Source organism: Arthrobacter sp. E3, from assembly GCF_017353415.1.
Classification (GTDB): Bacteria; Actinomycetota; Actinomycetes; order Actinomycetales; family Micrococcaceae; genus Specibacter.
Genome location: NZ_JAFMPX010000005.1, coordinates 99,718 through 117,530, shown reverse-complemented (window position 1 = coordinate 117,530; position 17,813 = coordinate 99,718). Strand labels below are relative to the sequence as shown.

General features: G+C 62.3%; 14 protein-coding genes. 4 read left to right on the top strand and 10 right to left on the bottom strand.

Features of this window, described 5'->3' with window-relative positions:
• Position 1: 1 nt before the first annotated feature.
• Positions 2–1,132, bottom strand: coding sequence for a molecular chaperone DnaJ (dnaJ, locus tag JMA46_RS04070; RefSeq protein WP_207344012.1), 1,131 nt, complete (start codon positions 1,130–1,132; stop codon positions 2–4).
• Between the two features lie 34 nt (positions 1,133–1,166).
• Positions 1,167–2,180: a heat-inducible transcriptional repressor HrcA gene (gene hrcA / locus JMA46_RS04065; protein WP_207344011.1), complete on the bottom strand. Its 1,014-nt coding sequence runs from the start codon at positions 2,178–2,180 to the stop codon at positions 1,167–1,169.
• A 240-nt stretch (positions 2,181–2,420) separates the two neighbouring features.
• On the opposite strand from hrcA, the gene JMA46_RS04060 reads away from it, so the two are divergent.
• Together JMA46_RS04060 and JMA46_RS04055 are read left to right on the top strand one after the other, a co-directional pair.
• Complete coding sequence (locus JMA46_RS04060; RefSeq protein WP_207344010.1) at positions 2,421–3,269, top strand: DUF3097 family protein; 849 nt, start codon at positions 2,421–2,423, stop codon at positions 3,267–3,269.
• A gap of 82 nt (positions 3,270–3,351) precedes the next feature.
• A complete protein-coding gene (locus JMA46_RS04055; protein WP_207344009.1) occupies positions 3,352–3,723 on the top strand; it encodes a DUF4870 domain-containing protein in 372 nt (123 codons plus the stop codon).
• Positions 3,724–3,845: 122 nt separating this feature from the next.
• On the opposite strand, the gene hemW is transcribed toward JMA46_RS04055, so the two are convergent.
• Positions 3,846–5,075 carry a radical SAM family heme chaperone HemW gene (gene hemW / locus JMA46_RS04050; RefSeq protein WP_207344008.1) on the bottom strand — a complete coding sequence of 410 codons (1,230 nt, stop codon included), beginning with the start codon at positions 5,073–5,075 and terminating at the stop codon, positions 3,846–3,848.
• Entirely contained in the window at positions 5,072–6,928 is a 1,857-nt protein-coding gene (lepA, locus tag JMA46_RS04045; RefSeq protein WP_207344007.1) for a translation elongation factor 4, read from the bottom strand. The genes hemW and lepA overlap by 4 nt, the downstream gene beginning before the upstream one ends.
• A gap of 241 nt (positions 6,929–7,169) precedes the next feature.
• On the opposite strand from lepA, the gene JMA46_RS04040 reads away from it, so the two are divergent.
• Positions 7,170–7,745, top strand: a complete 576-nt coding sequence (locus JMA46_RS04040) for a type II toxin-antitoxin system PemK/MazF family toxin (RefSeq protein WP_207344006.1) — start codon at positions 7,170–7,172, stop codon at positions 7,743–7,745.
• 179 nt (positions 7,746–7,924) lie between these two features.
• Positions 7,925–8,185, top strand: a complete 261-nt coding sequence (rpsT, locus tag JMA46_RS04035) for a 30S ribosomal protein S20 (RefSeq protein WP_207344005.1) — start codon at positions 7,925–7,927, stop codon at positions 8,183–8,185.
• A gap of 82 nt (positions 8,186–8,267) precedes the next feature.
• Here the strand turns inward: rpsT and holA are convergent, their stop codons facing one another.
• From holA to glpK, 6 genes are all read right to left on the bottom strand, one after another.
• A complete protein-coding gene (holA, locus tag JMA46_RS04030; protein WP_348770051.1) occupies positions 8,268–9,275 on the bottom strand; it encodes a DNA polymerase III subunit delta in 1,008 nt (335 codons plus the stop codon).
• 79 nt (positions 9,276–9,354) lie between these two features.
• Complete coding sequence (locus JMA46_RS04025; RefSeq protein WP_207344004.1) at positions 9,355–10,791, bottom strand: ComEC/Rec2 family competence protein; 1,437 nt, start codon at positions 10,789–10,791, stop codon at positions 9,355–9,357.
• 554 nt (positions 10,792–11,345) lie between these two features.
• Positions 11,346–12,245 carry a ComEA family DNA-binding protein gene (locus tag JMA46_RS04020; protein ID WP_247647025.1) on the bottom strand — a complete coding sequence of 300 codons (900 nt, stop codon included), beginning with the start codon at positions 12,243–12,245 and terminating at the stop codon, positions 11,346–11,348.
• Positions 12,246–12,305: 60 nt separating this feature from the next.
• Positions 12,306–13,367, bottom strand: a complete 1,062-nt coding sequence (locus JMA46_RS04015) for a DegV family protein (RefSeq protein WP_207344003.1) — start codon at positions 13,365–13,367, stop codon at positions 12,306–12,308.
• A gap of 116 nt (positions 13,368–13,483) precedes the next feature.
• A complete protein-coding gene (gene leuS / locus JMA46_RS04010; protein WP_207344002.1) occupies positions 13,484–16,009 on the bottom strand; it encodes a leucine--tRNA ligase in 2,526 nt (841 codons plus the stop codon).
• A 248-nt stretch (positions 16,010–16,257) separates the two neighbouring features.
• Positions 16,258–17,778 carry a glycerol kinase GlpK gene (glpK, locus tag JMA46_RS04005; protein ID WP_207344001.1) on the bottom strand — a complete coding sequence of 507 codons (1,521 nt, stop codon included), beginning with the start codon at positions 17,776–17,778 and terminating at the stop codon, positions 16,258–16,260.
• Between the last annotated feature and the right edge of the window lie 35 nt (positions 17,779–17,813).

Here is a 17,813-nt window from a genome sequence, read left to right as displayed (position 1 = left end):
CCTAGAGGTTGCCGAGCTTGTCACGCAGCCTGGCGAACATGCCGCCGCTGCTGACCAGCTTGCCCTCCGTGAACATTTCTCCGCGCAGGGTAGCCAGCTGCTTAAGTAGTTCCTCTTGGGCGGCGTCCGGCTTGGTGGGTGTTTCCACATGGACGTGCACCTTGAGGTCTCCACGTCCGTAACCGCGCAGGTGCGTGACTCCCAGGTTGCGCAGGTTGATGATTTCCCCAGCCTGCGTTCCTGGTTTGATGGTAATGGGCTGCTCGCCGTCGAATGTCTCAAAGGTAAGTTCGGTGCCCAGTGCCGCCGCCGTCATGGGCACGCTCAGTGTTGCGTGAAGGTCGTCGCCTTCGCGCAGGAACGAGGGGTCGTTGTTGACCTTCATTTCCACATACAGATCACCGGCGGGGCCACCGGCGGGGCCGGCCTCACCCTGTCCGCCCAGTTGGATGCGGGTGCCAGTGCTGACGCCCGCGGGGACCTTGATGGTGAGCGTACGGCGGTTGCGAATGCGGCCTTCGCCCATGCACTCGTTGCAAGGGTCCACGATCATGGTGCCGAACCCTTGGCAAGAGTTGCAGGTGGCCAAGGTCATGACGTTGCCCAGGATGGAACGCATGGGGCGTTGGATCTGACCGCTGCCATGGCAAACGTCGCAGGTGGTGGGCGAGGTACCCGGACGGCAGCAACTGCCATCACACGTGGGACAGGTGATGGCCGTGTCGATTTCAAGCTTCTTGTTGACGCCGAACACGGCTTCGGACAAATCGATGCGGACCGTGATGAGTGCGTCCTGGCCGCGGCGTGTGCGCGACGCCGGGCCACGGCCGCCTCCACCGCCACCACCGCCGAAGAACGTCTCGAAGATGTCCTGGAACGCGAAGCCCTGCCCGTCAAAGTTTCCGGCACCGTTGTCGTTGCCATTCTCATTGCCGGTGGTGTCATAGATGCGGCGTTTTTGCGGGTCTGAGAGGACTTCATAGGCGTGCGTTACAGCCTTAAAACGGTCCTGGGCGTCCGGCGCCTCATTGACGTCCGGGTGCAGCTTACGGGCAAGTTTGCGGTAAGCCTTCTTGATTTCCTCGGCTGTTGCGTCGCGGGAGACGCCCAATGCGTCGTAATGGTTGCTCAAAATGTTGCTCTCTTTACGTGGAAACGGTGGCCGGTTAGCCGGCCAGAATTCTGGAAAGGTACTGCGCTACTGCACGCACGCTTGACATGGTGTTGGGGTAGTCCATGCGGGTGGGACCCACGACACCCAGCTTGGCGCTTTCGCCGGGGCCATAGCCAGCGGCCACAACAGAGGCCTCGGCCAAGGAGTCATGGGGATTTTCGCGGCCTATCACCACTGCCATCCCCAAGGAGTCCTGCGCCATGGCTTCAAGGAGGCGCAATAGCACCACCTGTTCCTCAAGGGCGTCAAGGACGGGTCCGATGCTCAACGGAAAATCATTGTTGGATCTGGCCAAATTGGCCGTGCCAGCCATGACGATCCGGTCTTCGCGGGCATTGGTGGCCAGCAATGCCAAACCTTGGGCGAGCCGCGACGCCGGTCCCTGATAGACCGGCGAAACGGTGGGTGGAACCTTGGCGGCTGCTTCGGCCAACGTGGCCACGGCCAGCCCGTTCAGGGCCGCCAAAAATACCTGCCGCAAGCCTGCCAACGTCACATCATCAATGGCCGCCCCAATGTCGATGACGTTTTGCTCCACCTTGCCCGATGCCAGGATCAGCACCACAAGGACTTGGCGTGAAGCCAAGGACACAAACTCAATATGGCGTACCGTCGCAGCAGCGGAACGTGGATATTGCACGACGGCGACCTGATTGGTCAGGTGCGCCAGTGCCCGCACCGTTCGTTCAAGAACGTCATCTAAATCGGAAGAACCCTCAAGCAAGGCGGAGATGGCGCGCCGCTCTGCGGCCGACAGCGGCTTCACCGAAGAGAGTTGATCAACAAAGAGCCGGTATCCCTTGTCGGTGGGGATCCGTCCGGAGCTGGTGTGCGGGGCCATGATGAGCCCCTCTTCCTCCAGCGCTGCCATGTCGTTGCGGATGGTGGCGCTGGAAACGCCCAGATGATGACGGTCGACCAGTGCCTTCGAACCGACCGGTTCGCGGGTATGGACATAGTCTTCAACGATTGCCCGAAGGACTTCCAACTTCCTTGGTTCGCTCATGCCCGCCACCTCCTGTCATTGCCACTCATATCGCCACTGCTGTTGTGGGGGGTCCACAACGGTTCCACCGTTGGCACTCTACCCAACCAAGTGCTAAGTCTAATACTTTTTCAGCAACGCTCCCATGACGGCTCGACCCTGCAATGCCGTCCGACACGCCGCACCACGGGCTACCATGGGTTTTCACCCTGCAGCGTTCGCTTTGAGCGTTGCCGTCAGCAGCAAAAGTCAGGTTTACACGTGCACTTCAACCAGTGGGGCCCCCAGGATCTCAGCGCGCCGCCGGAACGGATCATCCGCAAGATCGAAGCCCGGTCCGGTGTGGTCGTGGAAGACGTTGCGACAGGGTGGGTGGGCGCCGTCGTCCGTCTTGAAAAGTCCGGTGGCATGCACATTGTTGAGCTTGCCGACCGACGTGAAAAGGTCCGTGCCTTCCCGCTGGGGCCCGGGTTTCTGCTTGATGGGGAGCCTGTGGAACTCGTCGCACCCGCAACCACTGCCGTGCGCAAGGCGGTGCGGACAGCGTCCGGCTCGGTAAAGGTGGCCGACTTCAGGGCCAAGGTTGCCAAGGCCAGCCGCATTTGGGTCGAAGGAAAGCACGACGCCGAGCTTGTCGAGAAGGTGTGGGGCGACGATCTGCGGGTCGAAGGGATTGTGGTTGAACCACTGCGCGGCATTGACGACCTGACCGCCGCCGTGGCCGCCTTTTCCCCCGACCCCCACAGGCGGCTCGGCATCCTCGTGGACCACCTCGTACCTGGCTCCAAGGAAACACGCATTGTGGCGAATCTCATGAAATCCCCTGGCATGAGCAATAATGTCCTGGTGGTGGGCCACCCCTATGTCGACGTGTGGCAGGCCATCAAACCTTCCACCTTGGGCATACCTGCATGGCCTTCCATCCCGCGCTCCATGGAGTGGAAGCAGGGCATCCTGCAGGCGTTCGGATGGCCGCACACCACGGCCGAAGACATCGGACTGGGCTGGCAGAGATTGCTGTCCCGAGTCAATTCCTACGCCGACCTTGAACCTTCATTACTGGGCCGCGTCGAAGAAGTCATAGATTTCCTCACAGCACCCGTATCCTAGAGGAGGGTCGGCTAGTCCACCCCACTCCCCCTCTTGTTGCTTTTTTGAAAGGCCCCTCATTGTGAGTCATCCGGTAAACCAAATGAATGGTGCTCCGCTGCCGCCGCTCACCCCGTCAGAAGACAAACAGTGGGCATTCATTTCCCACTGCGGTGGAATTCTTGGCTGCGTACCCGCCTTTTTGGTCTACAAGTTCCTGGGCCCCCGCGGCCGCTTCACCGCGCAGGAGTCACTGGAAGCACTCAACTTCACGCTGCCCCCCACCATTGTTGCCGTGGCATTGAACCTCGTCGCGTTCGTGTTTGTCTTCATCAACCCGGACATAGGAACTGTGTTTTCCATGCTGGCCTTGCTCGTGTGGACGTTTCTCACGATTTTCTCCGTCATTGCCGCCATCAAGGTCGACAAGGGCCAGCCTTACCGCTACGCGCTGAACCTGCGCGTGATCAAATAGCCCCTACTGAGGTGGAAGAGCCTAGCAAAACCGGCCCCCACCATCCATATGACAGCTGATGCGGGTAAATTAGCCCGACACCCGCATCACCTGCCATACACATCACTTACAAGAGCCCTCGCCTAGGGCAGGAGCGCCCTTGTCACGGCGTCGCCGAGCAGGCGGCCTTTCAGGGTTAGCACAAGCGTGCCGGCGAAGGCCTTCAAGGGCTCGATCAGCCCTTCGGCGATCAACCCGGCCACTGCGTGCCGTCCGGCAGGGCCAAGGGTGTCAATGGACAGTCCCTCCGACAGCCGTGACACCAGCATGATGCGTTCAAGTTCGCGGGTGTCCGCGTCGAGCGTTTCACGGCCCGCGGCAGGGGATTCGCCTTTGTCCAGTCTGTTCGCGTACGCCGTGGGGTGCTTGACGTTCCACCAACGCACCCCACCCATGTGGGAGTGCGCACCGGGGCCGATCCCCCACCAGTCGTCACCGTGCCAATAGGCAAGATTGTGCTGGCAGGCATCCGCCGGGGTGCGGGACCAATTGCTGACCTCATACCAGGACAGGCCGCCTGCCTGGAACAGGGCGTCGGCAAGCTCATACTTGACTGCGTGGTCGTCGTCGTCGATGTTGGGAACCTGGCCGCGACGAATTTGGGCAGCCAGCTTGGTTCCTTCTTCCACGATGAGCGAGTAGGCGGAAATGTGATCGGGTTCATAGCTCAGCGCCGTGCGCACCGACGTTTCCCAATCGGCCAGTGACTCCCCAGGTGTGCCGTAGATCAAGTCCACGCTCACGTTCAGGCCCACCTCGCGTGCCCAGGCCACAGCCTGCGGCACGCGCTCAGGCTTGTGGGTGCGGTCCAGCACCTTCAAAACGTGCGACACGGCCGACTGCATGCCAAAGGACACCCTGGTGAACCCGCCGTCGTGGAGTTCCTGCAGCGATTCGAGGGTCACGGAGTCGGGGTTGGCCTCGGTGGTGACCTCGGCCCCTTCTTCGATGCCCCATTGCTCGACGGCGGCACCCAGGATACGGGTGAGGTCGCCAGCAGGCAGGAGCGTGGGCGTTCCGCCACCAAAGAACACGGTGCTGAGCTTGCGCTGCGGCAGCCCGGAAGCCGTCATGGCGCGGGCGGCAAATTCCACTTCACGCACCGCAGTTGACGCATAGGCATCCTGGGAGGCGCCACCACCAAGCTCAGTGGCCGTGTACGTGTTGAAGTCGCAGTAGCCGCACCGCACTGCACAAAACGGGATGTGGGCGTACAAGCTGAATTTTCGACTCGCCGCACCGACGGCAGCCTGCGCGGGCAGGATGCCGTCGGCCGGGGCCGGATCGCCCAGGGGCAGAACGCTCGGTGTCACTTTTTCGACTTGTCCTTGGAGGATTCGTCAGTGGTCAAGGCTGCGATGAATGCTTCCTGGGGGACCTCCACGCGGCCCACCATCTTCATGCGCTTCTTGCCTTCCTTTTGCTTTTCCAGCAGCTTGCGCTTCCGCGAAATATCACCGCCATAGCACTTGGCAAGCACATCCTTGCGGATGGCCCTGATGCTCTCGCGGGCAATGATCCTCGCACCGATGGCTGCCTGAATCGGCACCTCGAACTGCTGGCGCGGGATGAGATTTCGCAACTTGCCGGTCATCATGACGCCATAGGCGTAGGCCTTGTCACGGTGGGTGATGGCGCTGAAGGCATCGACCTGCTCGCCCTGAAGCAGGATGTCCACCTTGACAAGGTCGGCAACCTGGTCGCCGTCGGCCTTCCAGTCCAGCGAACCGTAGCCGCGGGTCTTGGACTTGAGGATGTCGAAGAAGTCAAAGACGATCTCGGCCAGGGGCAAGCGGTAGCGGATCTCCACCCGGTCCTCGGAGAGGTAGTCCATGCCGCCAAGGATGCCGCGGCGGGACTGGCACAGTTCCATGATGGCGCCGACGAATTCCGACGGTGCCAAGATGGTGGCCGAGACCATCGGTTCGCGGACCTCGGCAATTTTCCCTGACGGGTATTCACTGGGGTTCGTGACGTGAATGATCTTCTTGTCCTCGAGCGTGACCTCGTACTCCACGTTCGGAGCAGTGGAGATCAAATCGAGATTGTGCTCGCGTTCGAGGCGTTCACGGGTGATTTCCAGGTGCAGCAGGCCGAGGAAGCCGACGCGGAAGCCGAAGCCCAGTGCGGCGGACGACTCGGGCTCGTACACCAGCGCGGCGTCGTTGAGCATGAGCTTTTCCAGGGCGTCGCGCAACACCGGGTAGTCGGCGCCGTCGAGCGGGTACAGTCCGGAGAACACCATGGGCTTGGCGTCCTGGTAGCCGCCCAGTGACTCGGTGGCAGGCTTGTGGAACGTGGTGACGGTGTCACCGACCTTGGACTGGCGGACATCCTTCACACCGGTGATCAGGTAGCCGACCTCGCCAACACCCAACCCCTTGGAGGGTGTGGGCTCAGGGGAGCTGACACCGATTTCCAGGAGTTCGTGGGTGGCGCGGGTGGACATCATTTGGATCTTCTCGCGCGGACTCAAGCTGCCGTCAATGACGCGGACGTACGTGACAACACCTCGGTAGGTGTCGTAGACGGAGTCGAAGATCATGGCGCGTGCAGGAGCATTGGGATCGCCCACGGGCGGCGGCAATTCCCGCACAATCTGGTCCAGCAGTGCTTCCACGCCGACGCCGGTCTTGCCTGAGACCATCAGGACGTCCTCGGGCTTGCCACCGATGAGGTTGGCCAACTCGGCTGCGTACTTTTCCGGCTGTGCGGACGGCAGGTCGATCTTGTTCAGCACCGGGATGATGGTCAGGTTGTTTTCCATGGCCAAGTACAGGTTCGCCAGCGTCTGGGCCTCAATGCCCTGGGCTGCGTCGACGAGCAGGATGGCGCCCTCACATGCTGCCAGGGAGCGCGAAACCTCGTAGGTGAAGTCCACGTGGCCCGGGGTGTCGATCATGTTCAGGCAGTAGGCGGTGCCATCAACTTCCCAGGGAATGCGCACAGCCTGGGACTTGATGGTGATGCCGCGTTCACGCTCAATATCCATGCGGTCAAGATACTGCGCCTTCATGTCACGCTGCTGAACCACTCCGGTGAGCTGGAGCATCCGATCGGCCAGGGTCGATTTACCGTGGTCAATGTGCGCGATGATGCAGAAGTTCCTGATGATCGCCGGATCAGTCGCGGCGGGCACCGGGGCAGTGCGGGCCATGGGTGACACTAGGGTTCCTTACTGTTGCATGGACGCAGGGATAGCAGTGGATTCACCGAACCGTGCAGGGGTTGTGCCCGCACGCATGACGCCGGACACTCATTGCCAACAAGTGTCCCACGTTTAGGCCCCGCGCACAGAACCGACGAGCCGTATCTCACCTCCTGCAACGCCGGTTCCAGTCATGGACGGTAGGGGCACACCGGAGCACACATCATGGACCCGGCGTGCTTTCGCTAGTGTAGGTTCCATGCCATCCACATCAGAGAGCATCTTTAAGCTTCTACGTTCACTCGCCGGCTCGCTGTTCCGGCCCGCCAAGAGCGCGCCGCCGCGGACCAGACCGGGTGCCAAGCCCAGCGCAAGGCGAGCACCGCACCTGACCAAGGCTCCGACGTCGAACGGGGCCTTTACCGGCCTCAGCACCCCATACCCAGGGGATTTCCACGGAAGCTCCACCGTCAACTACTCCCCAGAGCCCAATGGCGCTGCCGACCCCGGGGAAATCGTCTGGACTTGGGTGCCGTATGAAGAGGACTACAGCCAAGGCAAGGACAGGCCGGTGCTGGTGGTGGGCCGCTCGGGCAAGCGCCTGCTGGCCCTCATGCTGACAAGCAAGGACCACAGCAACGACCACCGCGGTGACAACGACTACATCGACATTGGTACCGGTTCCTGGGACAGGCAGGGACGTCCCAGTGAAGTGAAACTGGACAGGATTGTGCAGGTCTCCCCCGGCGACATGCGTCGCGAGGGTGCCATCCTGGACGCCAAGCGATTCGCCATGGTGGCCACGGGGCTGAAACAGCGGCACGGCTGGAAGTAGGGCGGCCATTGGAGTCCAAGCAAATCTGCTAAACTCTTCACAGTGTGTGTCCGTGCAGGTCGGCGGTCACAACAGCTTGACCTGACGTTCACCATAATTCGAGCATCCCCACGCCGCTGTCAACGGTCAAGCTACGCCCTCTACGACCGAATTTACGTATCAAAAGAGAGTTATACAACGTGGCTAATATCAAGTCCCAGAAGAAGCGCATCCTGACCAACGAGAAGGCGCGCCAGCGCAACCTCGCAGTACGGTCGGGAGTCAAGACCGCTATCCGTGCAGTAAACACGGCAGTGGCCAAGGCTGACAAGGATGCAGCAACGGTTGCATTGGTGAATGCAGGCCGCAAGCTGGACAAGGCTGTCAGCAAGGGCGTTTTGCACGCCAACAACGCTGCCAACCGCAAGTCCGCCATCTCCAAGAAGGTTAACGCCCTCTAAGGGAAGCTGACCCGCTTCGCAACTTCAACGTTGGACCTCCACCGCTTGGTGGGGGTCCAACGTGTTTAACACAGGGTTGTGGCTAACGTCTGGCTTCAGTGGCGATCACCATGACAGCGTGTTCCACCGCATAAACGGGGTCCTTGGCTTCACCCTTGACCTGGGCGTCCGCTTCGGCGAGGACCTTGATGGCGGTGGCAAGACCCGGCGGGCTCCAATGTGCGGCATCGCGCCTGGCTGAATCCACCTGCCACGGGCTCATGCCCAGGTCCCGGGCCAGTTGTGCTGAACTGCCACGCACCCCATGAACTTTGGCAACCTGGCGCACCTTCATTGCCAACGCACCGACCAGTGGAACCGGATCCACTCCCGTAGCCAACGCATGCCTGAGTGTGGAAAGGGCCACGGGAGCATTGCCGGCCAGGGCGGCGTCAGCCACACGGAAGGCTGTGGCCTCCACCCGACCGCCATAATATTTATCCACCATGTCGGTGCTGACCATGCCAGAGGTGTCCGCAATGAGCTGCGAGCAGGCGGCGGCCAGCTCCGACAGGCTTGCCCCCACCGCCGCCACGAGGGCGCGCACTGCTTCGGCATCAATCCGACGCCTTGCCAGGGAAAATTCGGTGCTGACAAATTGCATTTTTTCGTTGTCTTTTTTGAAAGGCAGGCACTCTATGCGTGGAGCACCGAGGGCCTTGAGGGCGTCAAGGAGCTTCTTGCCTCGCGTGCCGCCTGCATGGACAAGCAACAGAGTGACATCTGGGGCCGGGTCTTTGATATAGGCCAGCGCATCCTGCAGGAAGTCATCGCTCATGGATGCCAGAGCTGACACTTCTATCAACTTCGGTTCGCTGAACAAGGACGGACTCGCCACCATGCCCAGCCTGCCAGCCGTGTAGTGGGCGGCGTCGAGGGACGTCGTTTCCAACTCAGGGTTGTGGGCACGCAATTTTCTGCGGACGTCATCGGTGGCACGACTGGCTATGAAGTCCTCCGGACCGAAGAGCAGGACAACGGGCGCCAACGGCACATCGCGCCAATCAGCACCTCCCGGGCCCCGTGGGGCGGTTCTGGCTGCCGGTGTCACTTCACCATTCCTGTCCACTCATTGTTCACAGCCTCTACTTTGCCACCCCCACCACCCTTTACCACAAACCGTGTTCCTGTCACCCGCTCAGGAATGCCGTGGTCCACCACCCGGCAACAGCGGCCCCAAGAACTGCCACCGCAGCAAACCCGAACCTGACACGCCACCACGCCGGGATCCGCTCCAGCACGGCTGCTGCCGCCTTGGCCGTCCGATCCCGCTCGACGACGGCGTAGAGGCCGCCCAGCAACGCCACGTTCAGGCACGCCATGAGCACCACACTCTGGACGCCGCCGGGCCACGGCAGGCTTGCGGCCGGCAGGGCAGACATCCACCGCGCCACCACGGCCACCCACCACGCCCCAGCCCCGCTGACGGCTGCGCACAATGCAGCCAGCGGTGGCAACACGGAAGCTGCCACCAAACCCAACGTGCCAACAGTCGTCACGAGAGCCACTACAGGGGCGGCCGCCATATTGGCCGCAACGGCATACGGAGTGAGCCTTGCCTGCAGCAGCACAATCACGGGTGCGCAAAATAATTGGGCGGCCAACGGAATGGCCACCGCTTGGGCCAGCCACAGCGGTAGCAGCACGGACAACCACTGCGCGCAGCGCCGGCCCACCAGGTGCAGGCCCACTGTGGCCAAAACTGAAAGAATGAACGCGTAGTCCACGGAAAGCCATGGATCGGCGACCAGCAGCACAATGACGGACACTGACAAAAGCGCTCCAGTGCGTTTGGGCCGGCCACCCAACATCGCCATGGCGCCGATAGCCCCCATGACCGCGGCCCGCAGCACGCTGGGGTCTGGCCCCACCAGCACCACGAAACCCACCAGTCCGGATCCTGAAACAGCAAATGCCACCATCCGTGGAGCATGCAGTGAACGCAGCACCAGCATCAAAGAGGCCAGAACGAGTGTGCAGTTTGCTCCGGACACTGCTGTCAGGTGCGTCAAACCCACTGTTTTCATGGCGTCGTTGAGCCCGCTGCCCATGCCACTTCGTTCTCCCATGACCATTCCGGGGAGCAGGCCTGCCGTGTCCGGGGAGCTGCTGGCCCAGACAGCCTCGACGCTGCCCTGCCACGCCTTACGCATGGACCTCACCACGGCTTGTGTGCCATTTTCCCCTCCCTTGTCTGTTCCCACTCTGGATGGCTCTGCGTTGGATGTCTCTGCGTTGTAGTGTAAAGCCGAGCCCGCTACCGGGTCTGTGCCCGGGTGGAGAATGCCCACTACCCTGTCACTGGCCTCAGCCACGGTGATCTTTCCAGCTGTCCATGCCTTTTCCCCTGGTTGCAGCCCTGCCCACGCCGCGCCTGCCATCACCCTGATTGGCAGCCGCCCACTCAGCATCCGGCCCCGGACTGTGGCATGAACGACGAACGCGTCGAACAGTACCCGCGGCGGACCGTTTCCTCCCTCCAGCTGCCGGGGTGGTGTTGCCACCTCCAGAGTCAGGGCCATTTCCTCCCCTTGGGTCACGGCCAGTTCCAACTGTGACGACCCCATGCTGGCATTGTGCAAGCCGACAGCCAACAACACGCCCAGCAAACTAATGCAGGCCAGCAGCGCCGTGGCACCCGCGCCGGCTGGCAGCTGTCGTCGACTCCCCTGAACTCGACGCCCCTGTAGTAGATACCCCTGTTCTTGACGCCGTTGTGAGTGTCGCCGCAAATATCGTCGTGAACGCAGCCACGTAAAGGCGGTGCCGGTTGCGCCCAGCAGTGTTGCCCCCAGGACCATCGATACGGTTTGGACCGTGGATACAGGCCAGGCTATGGCGGCAGCGGCCATGGCCCATACGGCAACAACCGATGGCAGCAGCCTGACGTCAGGCCGCTGCTGCTCTGCACGTTCCGGCCGTCCTTGCGAAGTGGCGGCAAGGTGACGACGAAAAACTCCCACCTGTTGGCGCAGCCGTCCCATACTTTTCGGAACGGGGGCTTCGGCTGCGCCACTGCCAGCGTTGCCCACTGGATCCACCCCCGTGGGAGACTCTTCATGAAAATCAGCCCCACTAACAGCCGCGCGGGTAAAACGCGACCACCGTGGTTCACGAATCCTCACCCCGCCACCACAAGATCCCGTAGACCCGCGAGCAGCTTCGTACCAATGCCGTTTACAGCATCCAAAGCGTCTACAGAAGGGTAGGGGCCGTGCTCAAGACGCCACGCCACAATCCGTTCCGCCAGAACAGGGCCAACTCCGGGAAGAGTTTCCAGTTCGGTCTGGGAAGCCGTATTCACGTTGAGCGGGCCCACCGAGCCTGCCTTTCCACTCCCCTGCCCACCGTCCGTGGCTGCTTTTGCTGCGGCCCCCGACCCCGGCAAGGCGTTGCCCGGATACATGTTCATGGCCGCAGCCTGTTCCACGGTTGGCACCAGGATCTGCAGCCCGTCACTCAGTGGTGCGGCCAGATTCAGAGCCGCCAACTCCGCCGTGTGCAAGGCCCCGCCGGCTGCCTCGATCGCCTGAAACACCCTGCTGTCAGGGTTCAGGATGAACACACCTGGGGTTTTTACCGCCCCGGCAACATGAACCACCAGACCTCCCTCGGGGAGTGCCCCCGCACGAGAAGACACACCTGCAGCTGGCAAGACCGTGGCGGATGGCGGCGGCCCCGTGGAAGGCGATGGAGACTCGGCTCTCGCCTTAGCCGTGCCCTCCGAGCCACCCTCCGCGCCACCGGCCGCGCCTCCGGGTTTCAGCGCTCCTGTGCCATCCAACGGCGGGACGACCACTTTACCGGCGTCGTCCGCAACCAACTGCGCGGAGGCGTCCTGGATACCGGCGGACTCCAACCACAGAACGCCCAGAGCGGCGGCCATCATGGCCAGGACCACTACGAGCGCCCGCATGGAGACAAGCCACCGAGGTCCTCGCGCCCTCCCTTCCGCATGGCCCCGGGCCGAGAGCGTGGACCGCTGAGGCGTCCACTCAACATTCTCGCCTGCATCGTCCATGAACCAAGGCTAGGCACGCGACACTCACCGCTCCATGCCTGCTGGGCGGGATGTGGACGGCTAGTGCTGTGTGCCCCGTTGTGGAGGAATATCAGGCTGCGGCGAAGCCTCCGGTTCTGCAGTAACCTCCAGCTCTTGAGCAAGCTTCTGCGGAGCCAGCACGTCCGCCACCACAACCACCAGCACACCCAGGCCGGCGTGCGCGGCCAGGACGGCGGGGAGCCGTGTCAAGGTTGAGGCAGCCAGGCCCGGACTGTCCGCCGTAATGGACTCCCCGAGTGTGCGGGCCTGGGCCTCGTTGCCGAAGTGGTGGACGCTGATTTGTGTGTCCTTGGCTCCGCGTCCTGCAATCTCAGCCGCCACGAGGGCTTCAAGCCGTGCGATGGCCTTCGTCGCTGAACGCACCTTTTCCAGCGGAACCACCGCCCCGTCCTTGATCCCCAGGATGGGTTTGATGTCCAAGACCGTGCCCAGCCACGAGGAAGCCAGGCTGATGCGCCCGCCACGTCGCAGCTGCTCTAGGCTCGGGACGTAAAAGTAGATGGCGGTGGCCTCCAGAGCAGTAGTTGCTGCTTCCATGACGTCCGCAGTGCCACCGCCGAGCATGGACGCGGCGATGGCAGCCTGCACACCCCTGCCCTGGCCCATGCCCACTGTGCCTGAATCCATGATGTGCACGGCAATCTCAGCTCGTTCTGCGGACAACCGCGCCGCTTCGCAGGTTCCTGAGAGCTTCGTGGAAATATGCAGCGAGACAACGGCGTCAAACCCCGCCTCGGCCGCATTTTTGTAAGCGCGATCGAATTGCCCCGGGGATGGCCGGGACGTTTTAACGGACGTGCCTGACGCCAGGGCGAGGGAAATGTGGGTCTCGAGTTCGGCGTCGTCGTCTGAATAGACGTTCTCGCCAATGATGACCGGGATGGGCACCACTGTGAGCAGTCCGTCCTTGGTGAACTCGCTGACCCACTCTGCCGGCAGCGCTGCAGCGGAATCGGTGACGATGGCGATGCGCGGCTTCGGTGGGGGTTCCTCGCTGGAAATTTGCATGCCAGTCTTGGGGCGCAGGCGCTGGACCTGCTGGATCAGCCATGCCCGCGCAGATGCTGCCGTATCCGTCACAGCTACCCCTCTCCCAGGGCAGCCCTGCCAGTCCGCTGCCACGTGTCCTGCAAACCAAAAGTGCCTTCCCTGCCGTGGGGCGGGGAAGGCACTTGAATTCGGTGACCTTGCGCGTCCTAGGCAGGAACGATATTGACCAGCTTAGGCGCACGGACGATCACGGTGCGGATGCCACGGCCGTCGAGCGCCTTTTGGACCACGTCGGAGGCCAGCGCCAAATCACGCAATTCGTCCTCGGTGATGTCCGGGGACACTTCCAGCCGGTCCTTGAGCTTGCCCTTGATCTGCACAATCGCGGTGACGCTCTGCTGCACGAGCAGGGCCTCGTCGACGGCGGGGAAGCCTGCGTTTGCCACAGATGCCGGGTGGCCAAGGGCGTTCCACATGTCCTCGGCCGTGTAGGGGGCAAACAGACTCAACACGACTGCCACGGCTTCGGCCGCTTCACGCACGGCCGGATCCTGCGCGCCGGCACCGGAGTCGATCACCTTGCGTGTGGCGTTGACGAGTTCCATGAGCTTCGCGACGACCACGTTGAACTTGTGGCCTTCCAGCAGCGCCTTCACCTCGTGGACGGTGCGGTGAGTCAGTGAGCGCAAGGCTGCATCGCCACCTGCCGTGTCGGTGCCGGGCGCACTGTCCACGTCGTTGCCCAGACGCCATGCGCGGGCGAGGAACTTGGCCGAGCCCGACGGCGAAACATCCGCCCAGTCGACGTCGTCCTCGGGAGGACCGGCGAAGACCATGGTGAGTCTGATGGCGTCCACCCCGTACTTGTCCAACTGCTCGCCAAGATCGACGCCGTTGCCCAAGGACTTGCTCATGGCCTTGCCGCCGTTGAGCACCTGGCCCTGGTTCAGCAGTGCGCTGAACGGCTCCGTGGCATCAAGCATGCCCATGTCGTGGATGACCTTGGTGAAGAAGCGGGCGTACAGCAGGTGCAAGATGGCGTGCTCCACACCGCCCACGTACTGGCCCACCGGCATCCAGTCGTTGACCTTGGCCGGGTCAAAGGGCCCCTCGGTGAACTGTGGGGAGACGAAGCGCAGGAAGTACCAGGACGAGTCCACGAACGTGTCCATGGTGTCGGTGTCGCGCTTGGCAGCACCGCCGCACTTCGGGCAGGGAACGTTGACCCATTCTTCAACCGCAGCCAGCGGGGAGGTGCCCTTGGGTGAGAGGTCCTCTCCGCGCAGGTTCTCCGGCAGGCGGACGGGCAGTTGCTCGTCCGGAACGGGAACTTCGCCGCAGTCGGAGCAGTGGATGATGGGGATCGGGGTGCCCCAGAAACGCTGGCGGGACAGCAGCCAGTCACGCAGACGGAAGTTCACGAACTTCTCGCCGGTACCCAGCTTTTCCAGGATCTCAATGGCGGCGGGGATACCCTCGGACTTGGAAAGCCCGTCCAACTCACCGGAGTTCATCAAAGTGCCTTCACCGGTGCTGGCGACACCGCTGTCGGCAGGGTCCTCCATGCCGGTGTCCAGAACGGCGCGAACCGGCAGGTTGAAGGCCCTGGCGAAGTCAAGGTCGCGCTGGTCGTGGGCGGGCACGGCCATGATGGCACCCGTGCCATAGTCGGCCAGGACATAGTCGGCGGCCCAGACGGGCAGCTTCTCCCCCGTCAGCGGGTTGATGGCGTAGCGGCCCGTAAACACGCCGGACTTGGGGCGTTCGGTGGACTGGCGCTCAATGTCGCTGAGAGCCTTGACCTGCTCGCGGTACTCGCTCAGGGCCTCTGCGTTCTCGGCCGTGACCAGGTCAAGCGCCAGTGGGGCGTCGGCAGCCACCACGAAGAACGTTGCACCGTAGAGCGTGTCGGGGCGGGTGGTGAAGACGGTCAGTTCCTGCTCCGGCTTTTGCGCACCGGCAGCCTCGATCACGAACGTGACGTGGGCACCTTCAGAACGGCCGATCCAGTTCTTCTGCATGGCCAGCACGCGGTCAGGCCAGTGGCCCTTCAGTGCTTCCATGTCATCCAGGAGACGGTCTGCATAGTCGGTGATCTTGAAATACCACTGGTTCAAGGACTTCTTCGTGACGATGGTGCCACAGCGCTCACAGGCACCATTGACCACTTGTTCGTTGGCCAGCACGGTCTGATCCTTGGGGCACCAGTTGACCGGAGAATTCTTGCGGTAGGCAAGCCCGCGCTCATAGAAGCGCTTGAACAGCCACTGCGTCCACTGGTAGTACTCAGGGTCGGAGGTCTGCAGGCGGCGGGACCAGTCCACGGAGACGGCGTAGCGTTTGAACGACTCCGCCTGCGTGTCAATGTTGGCATACGTCCACTCGCTGGGGTGGGCGTTGCGCTTGATGGCCGCGTTCTCAGCCGGCAGGCCGAAGGAGTCCCAGCCGATCGGGTGCAGCACATCGAAGCCAAGCTGGCGCCAATAGCGTGAGACGACGTCTCCCATGGCAAACGCTTCCGCGTGGCCCATGTGCAGGTCGCCGGAGGGGTACGGGAACATGTCAAGGACGTAGCGGCGTTCCTTGGACCCGTCGTCAAGTGGGGCGAAAACGTTCAGCTCATCCCAGACGGCAGGCCATTTGGCTTCCATCTGGGCGAAACTGTAGACGACTTCTTCACTGTTCTCTTCAGTCTGGGACTGCACGCTCACGTACCCTGCCTTTTCGTTCATCAATGGCTTCTTGCACCTTCTGGCCCGTTACACACAAAAGCCCCTCGACCAGGCAAGGGGCGCACCGCAATCATGATTGCGGTTAGCTAAGGGGAAGAAAGTTGTGCATCCCTCCACTTTAGCGCACTGGGAATGGAGCCGTGGCGCAGCCGACGTCGAGAAGGGGCCCAGGTGCGGCTTGGGGCGTCCGCGCAGCGGGCGGGGCCCCTTCTCGACGTAGGCTGCGGCGGATACCGCCGCAGTGGGTGTTACTTCACGTCGTCGTCAACCCAGTCCATGGACTTGGTGACGGCCTTCTTCCACAGACGCATTTGGCGGTCACGCTCGGCCGGGTCCATGTTGGGCTCCCAGCGCTTGTCTTCGGACCAGTTCGCGGACAGCTCGCCCAAGTCCTTCCAGAAGCCCACGGCCAGCCCAGCTGCGTAAGCGGCCCCCAGTGCAGTGGTTTCGGTGACCTTGGGCCGGATGACCGGCACGCCCAGGATGTCAGCTTGGAACTGCATGAGGGCATCGTTGGCGACCATGCCGCCGTCGACCTTCAATTCAGTCAAGTCAACACCGGAGTCTGCGTTGACGGCGTCCAGCACCTCGCGGGTCTGGAATGCCGTCGCCTCAAGGGCTGCACGGGCAATGTGGCTCTTGTTCACAAAGCGGGTCAGTCCCACGATGGCACCGCGGGCGTCGGGACGCCAGTACGGGGCGAACAAGCCGGAGAAGGCGGGCACAATGTACACGCCGCCGTTATCTTCCACCGAGGCTGCGAGCTCCTCAACTTCCGGCGCCGACTTGATCATGCCAATGTTGTCCCGCAGCCACTGGATGAGTGAACCAGTGACGGCGATGGAACCTTCAAGGGCATAGTGCGGTGCTGCGTCGCCCAGCTTGTAGCCGAGGGTGGTCAACAGGCCGTTCTTCGAGTGGACAATTTCCTCGCCCGTGTTGAAGATCAGGAAGCAGCCGGTGCCGTAGGTGTTCTTGGCTTCACCCGTTTGGAATGCGGCCTGGCCGAACGTTGCCGCCTGCTGGTCACCCAGAATGCCCGCCACCGGAACTTCGCGCAGCAGCTGGCTGCCGTGCACGTGCCCGTAAACCTCGGAGGAGGACTTGATGGCCGGCATCATGGACTTCGGAACCCCGAAGACGGCCAGGATGTCGTCATCCCACTGCAGGGTTTCCAAGTCCATGAACATGGTGCGGGAGGCGTTGGTGACGTCGGTGATGTGCACGCCGCCGTCAGTGCCGCCGGTCAGGTTCCAGGTAACCCAGCTGTCAGTGTTGCCGAACAGCAGATCTCCGGCCTCGGCCTCGGCCTTGGCGCGGGCGCCTTCGACGTTGTCCAGGATCCACTTGATCTTCGTGCCGGAGAAGTACGTGGCCAGCGGCAGGCCCACCTTGGCCTTGAAACGTTCGACGCCGCCATCAGCGGCCAGTTCATCAACGATGGACTGGGTGCGGGTGTCCTGCCAGACGATGGCGTTGTACACGGGGACACCGGTATTTTTGTCCCAGACGACGGCGGTTTCGCGCTGGTTGGTGATGCCCACGCCCACAATGTCGTGGCGGGTCAGGTTGGCTTGCGCCAAGGCGGTGCCAATCACCTCACGGGTATTGTTCCAAATTTCGGCAGCGTTGTGTTCCACCCAGCCTGCCTTGGGAAAAATTTGCTCATGCTCCAGCTGGCCGGTGGAGACGATGTTTCCATCATGGTCAAACACAATGGCACGACTACTGGTGGTGCCCTGGTCAATGGCGATTACATATTGAGACATCATTGTTTCCTTTGCTAGCAATTCACATTAAAAAA

Bases quoted from the DNA above. Each gene is read 5' to 3' on its own strand.
- JMA46_RS04025 (WP_207344004.1), bottom strand. From the start codon at position 10,791: ATGGGGTCGTCACAGTTGGAACTGGCCGTGACCCAAGGGGAGGAAATG.
- leuS (WP_207344002.1), bottom strand. From the start codon at position 16,009: ATGAACGAAAAGGCAGGGTACGTGAGCGTGCAGTCCCAGACTGAAGAG.
- glpK (WP_207344001.1), bottom strand. From the start codon at position 17,778: ATGTCTCAATATGTAATCGCCATTGACCAGGGCACCACCAGTAGTCGT.
- JMA46_RS04040 (WP_207344006.1), top strand. From the start codon at position 7,170: ATGCCATCCACATCAGAGAGCATCTTTAAGCTTCTACGTTCACTCGCC.
- JMA46_RS04020 (WP_247647025.1), bottom strand. From the start codon at position 12,245: ATGGACGATGCAGGCGAGAATGTTGAGTGGACGCCTCAGCGGTCCACG.
- JMA46_RS04055 (WP_207344009.1), top strand. From the start codon at position 3,352: ATGAATGGTGCTCCGCTGCCGCCGCTCACCCCGTCAGAAGACAAACAG.
- hrcA (WP_207344011.1), bottom strand. From the start codon at position 2,180: ATGAGCGAACCAAGGAAGTTGGAAGTCCTTCGGGCAATCGTTGAAGAC.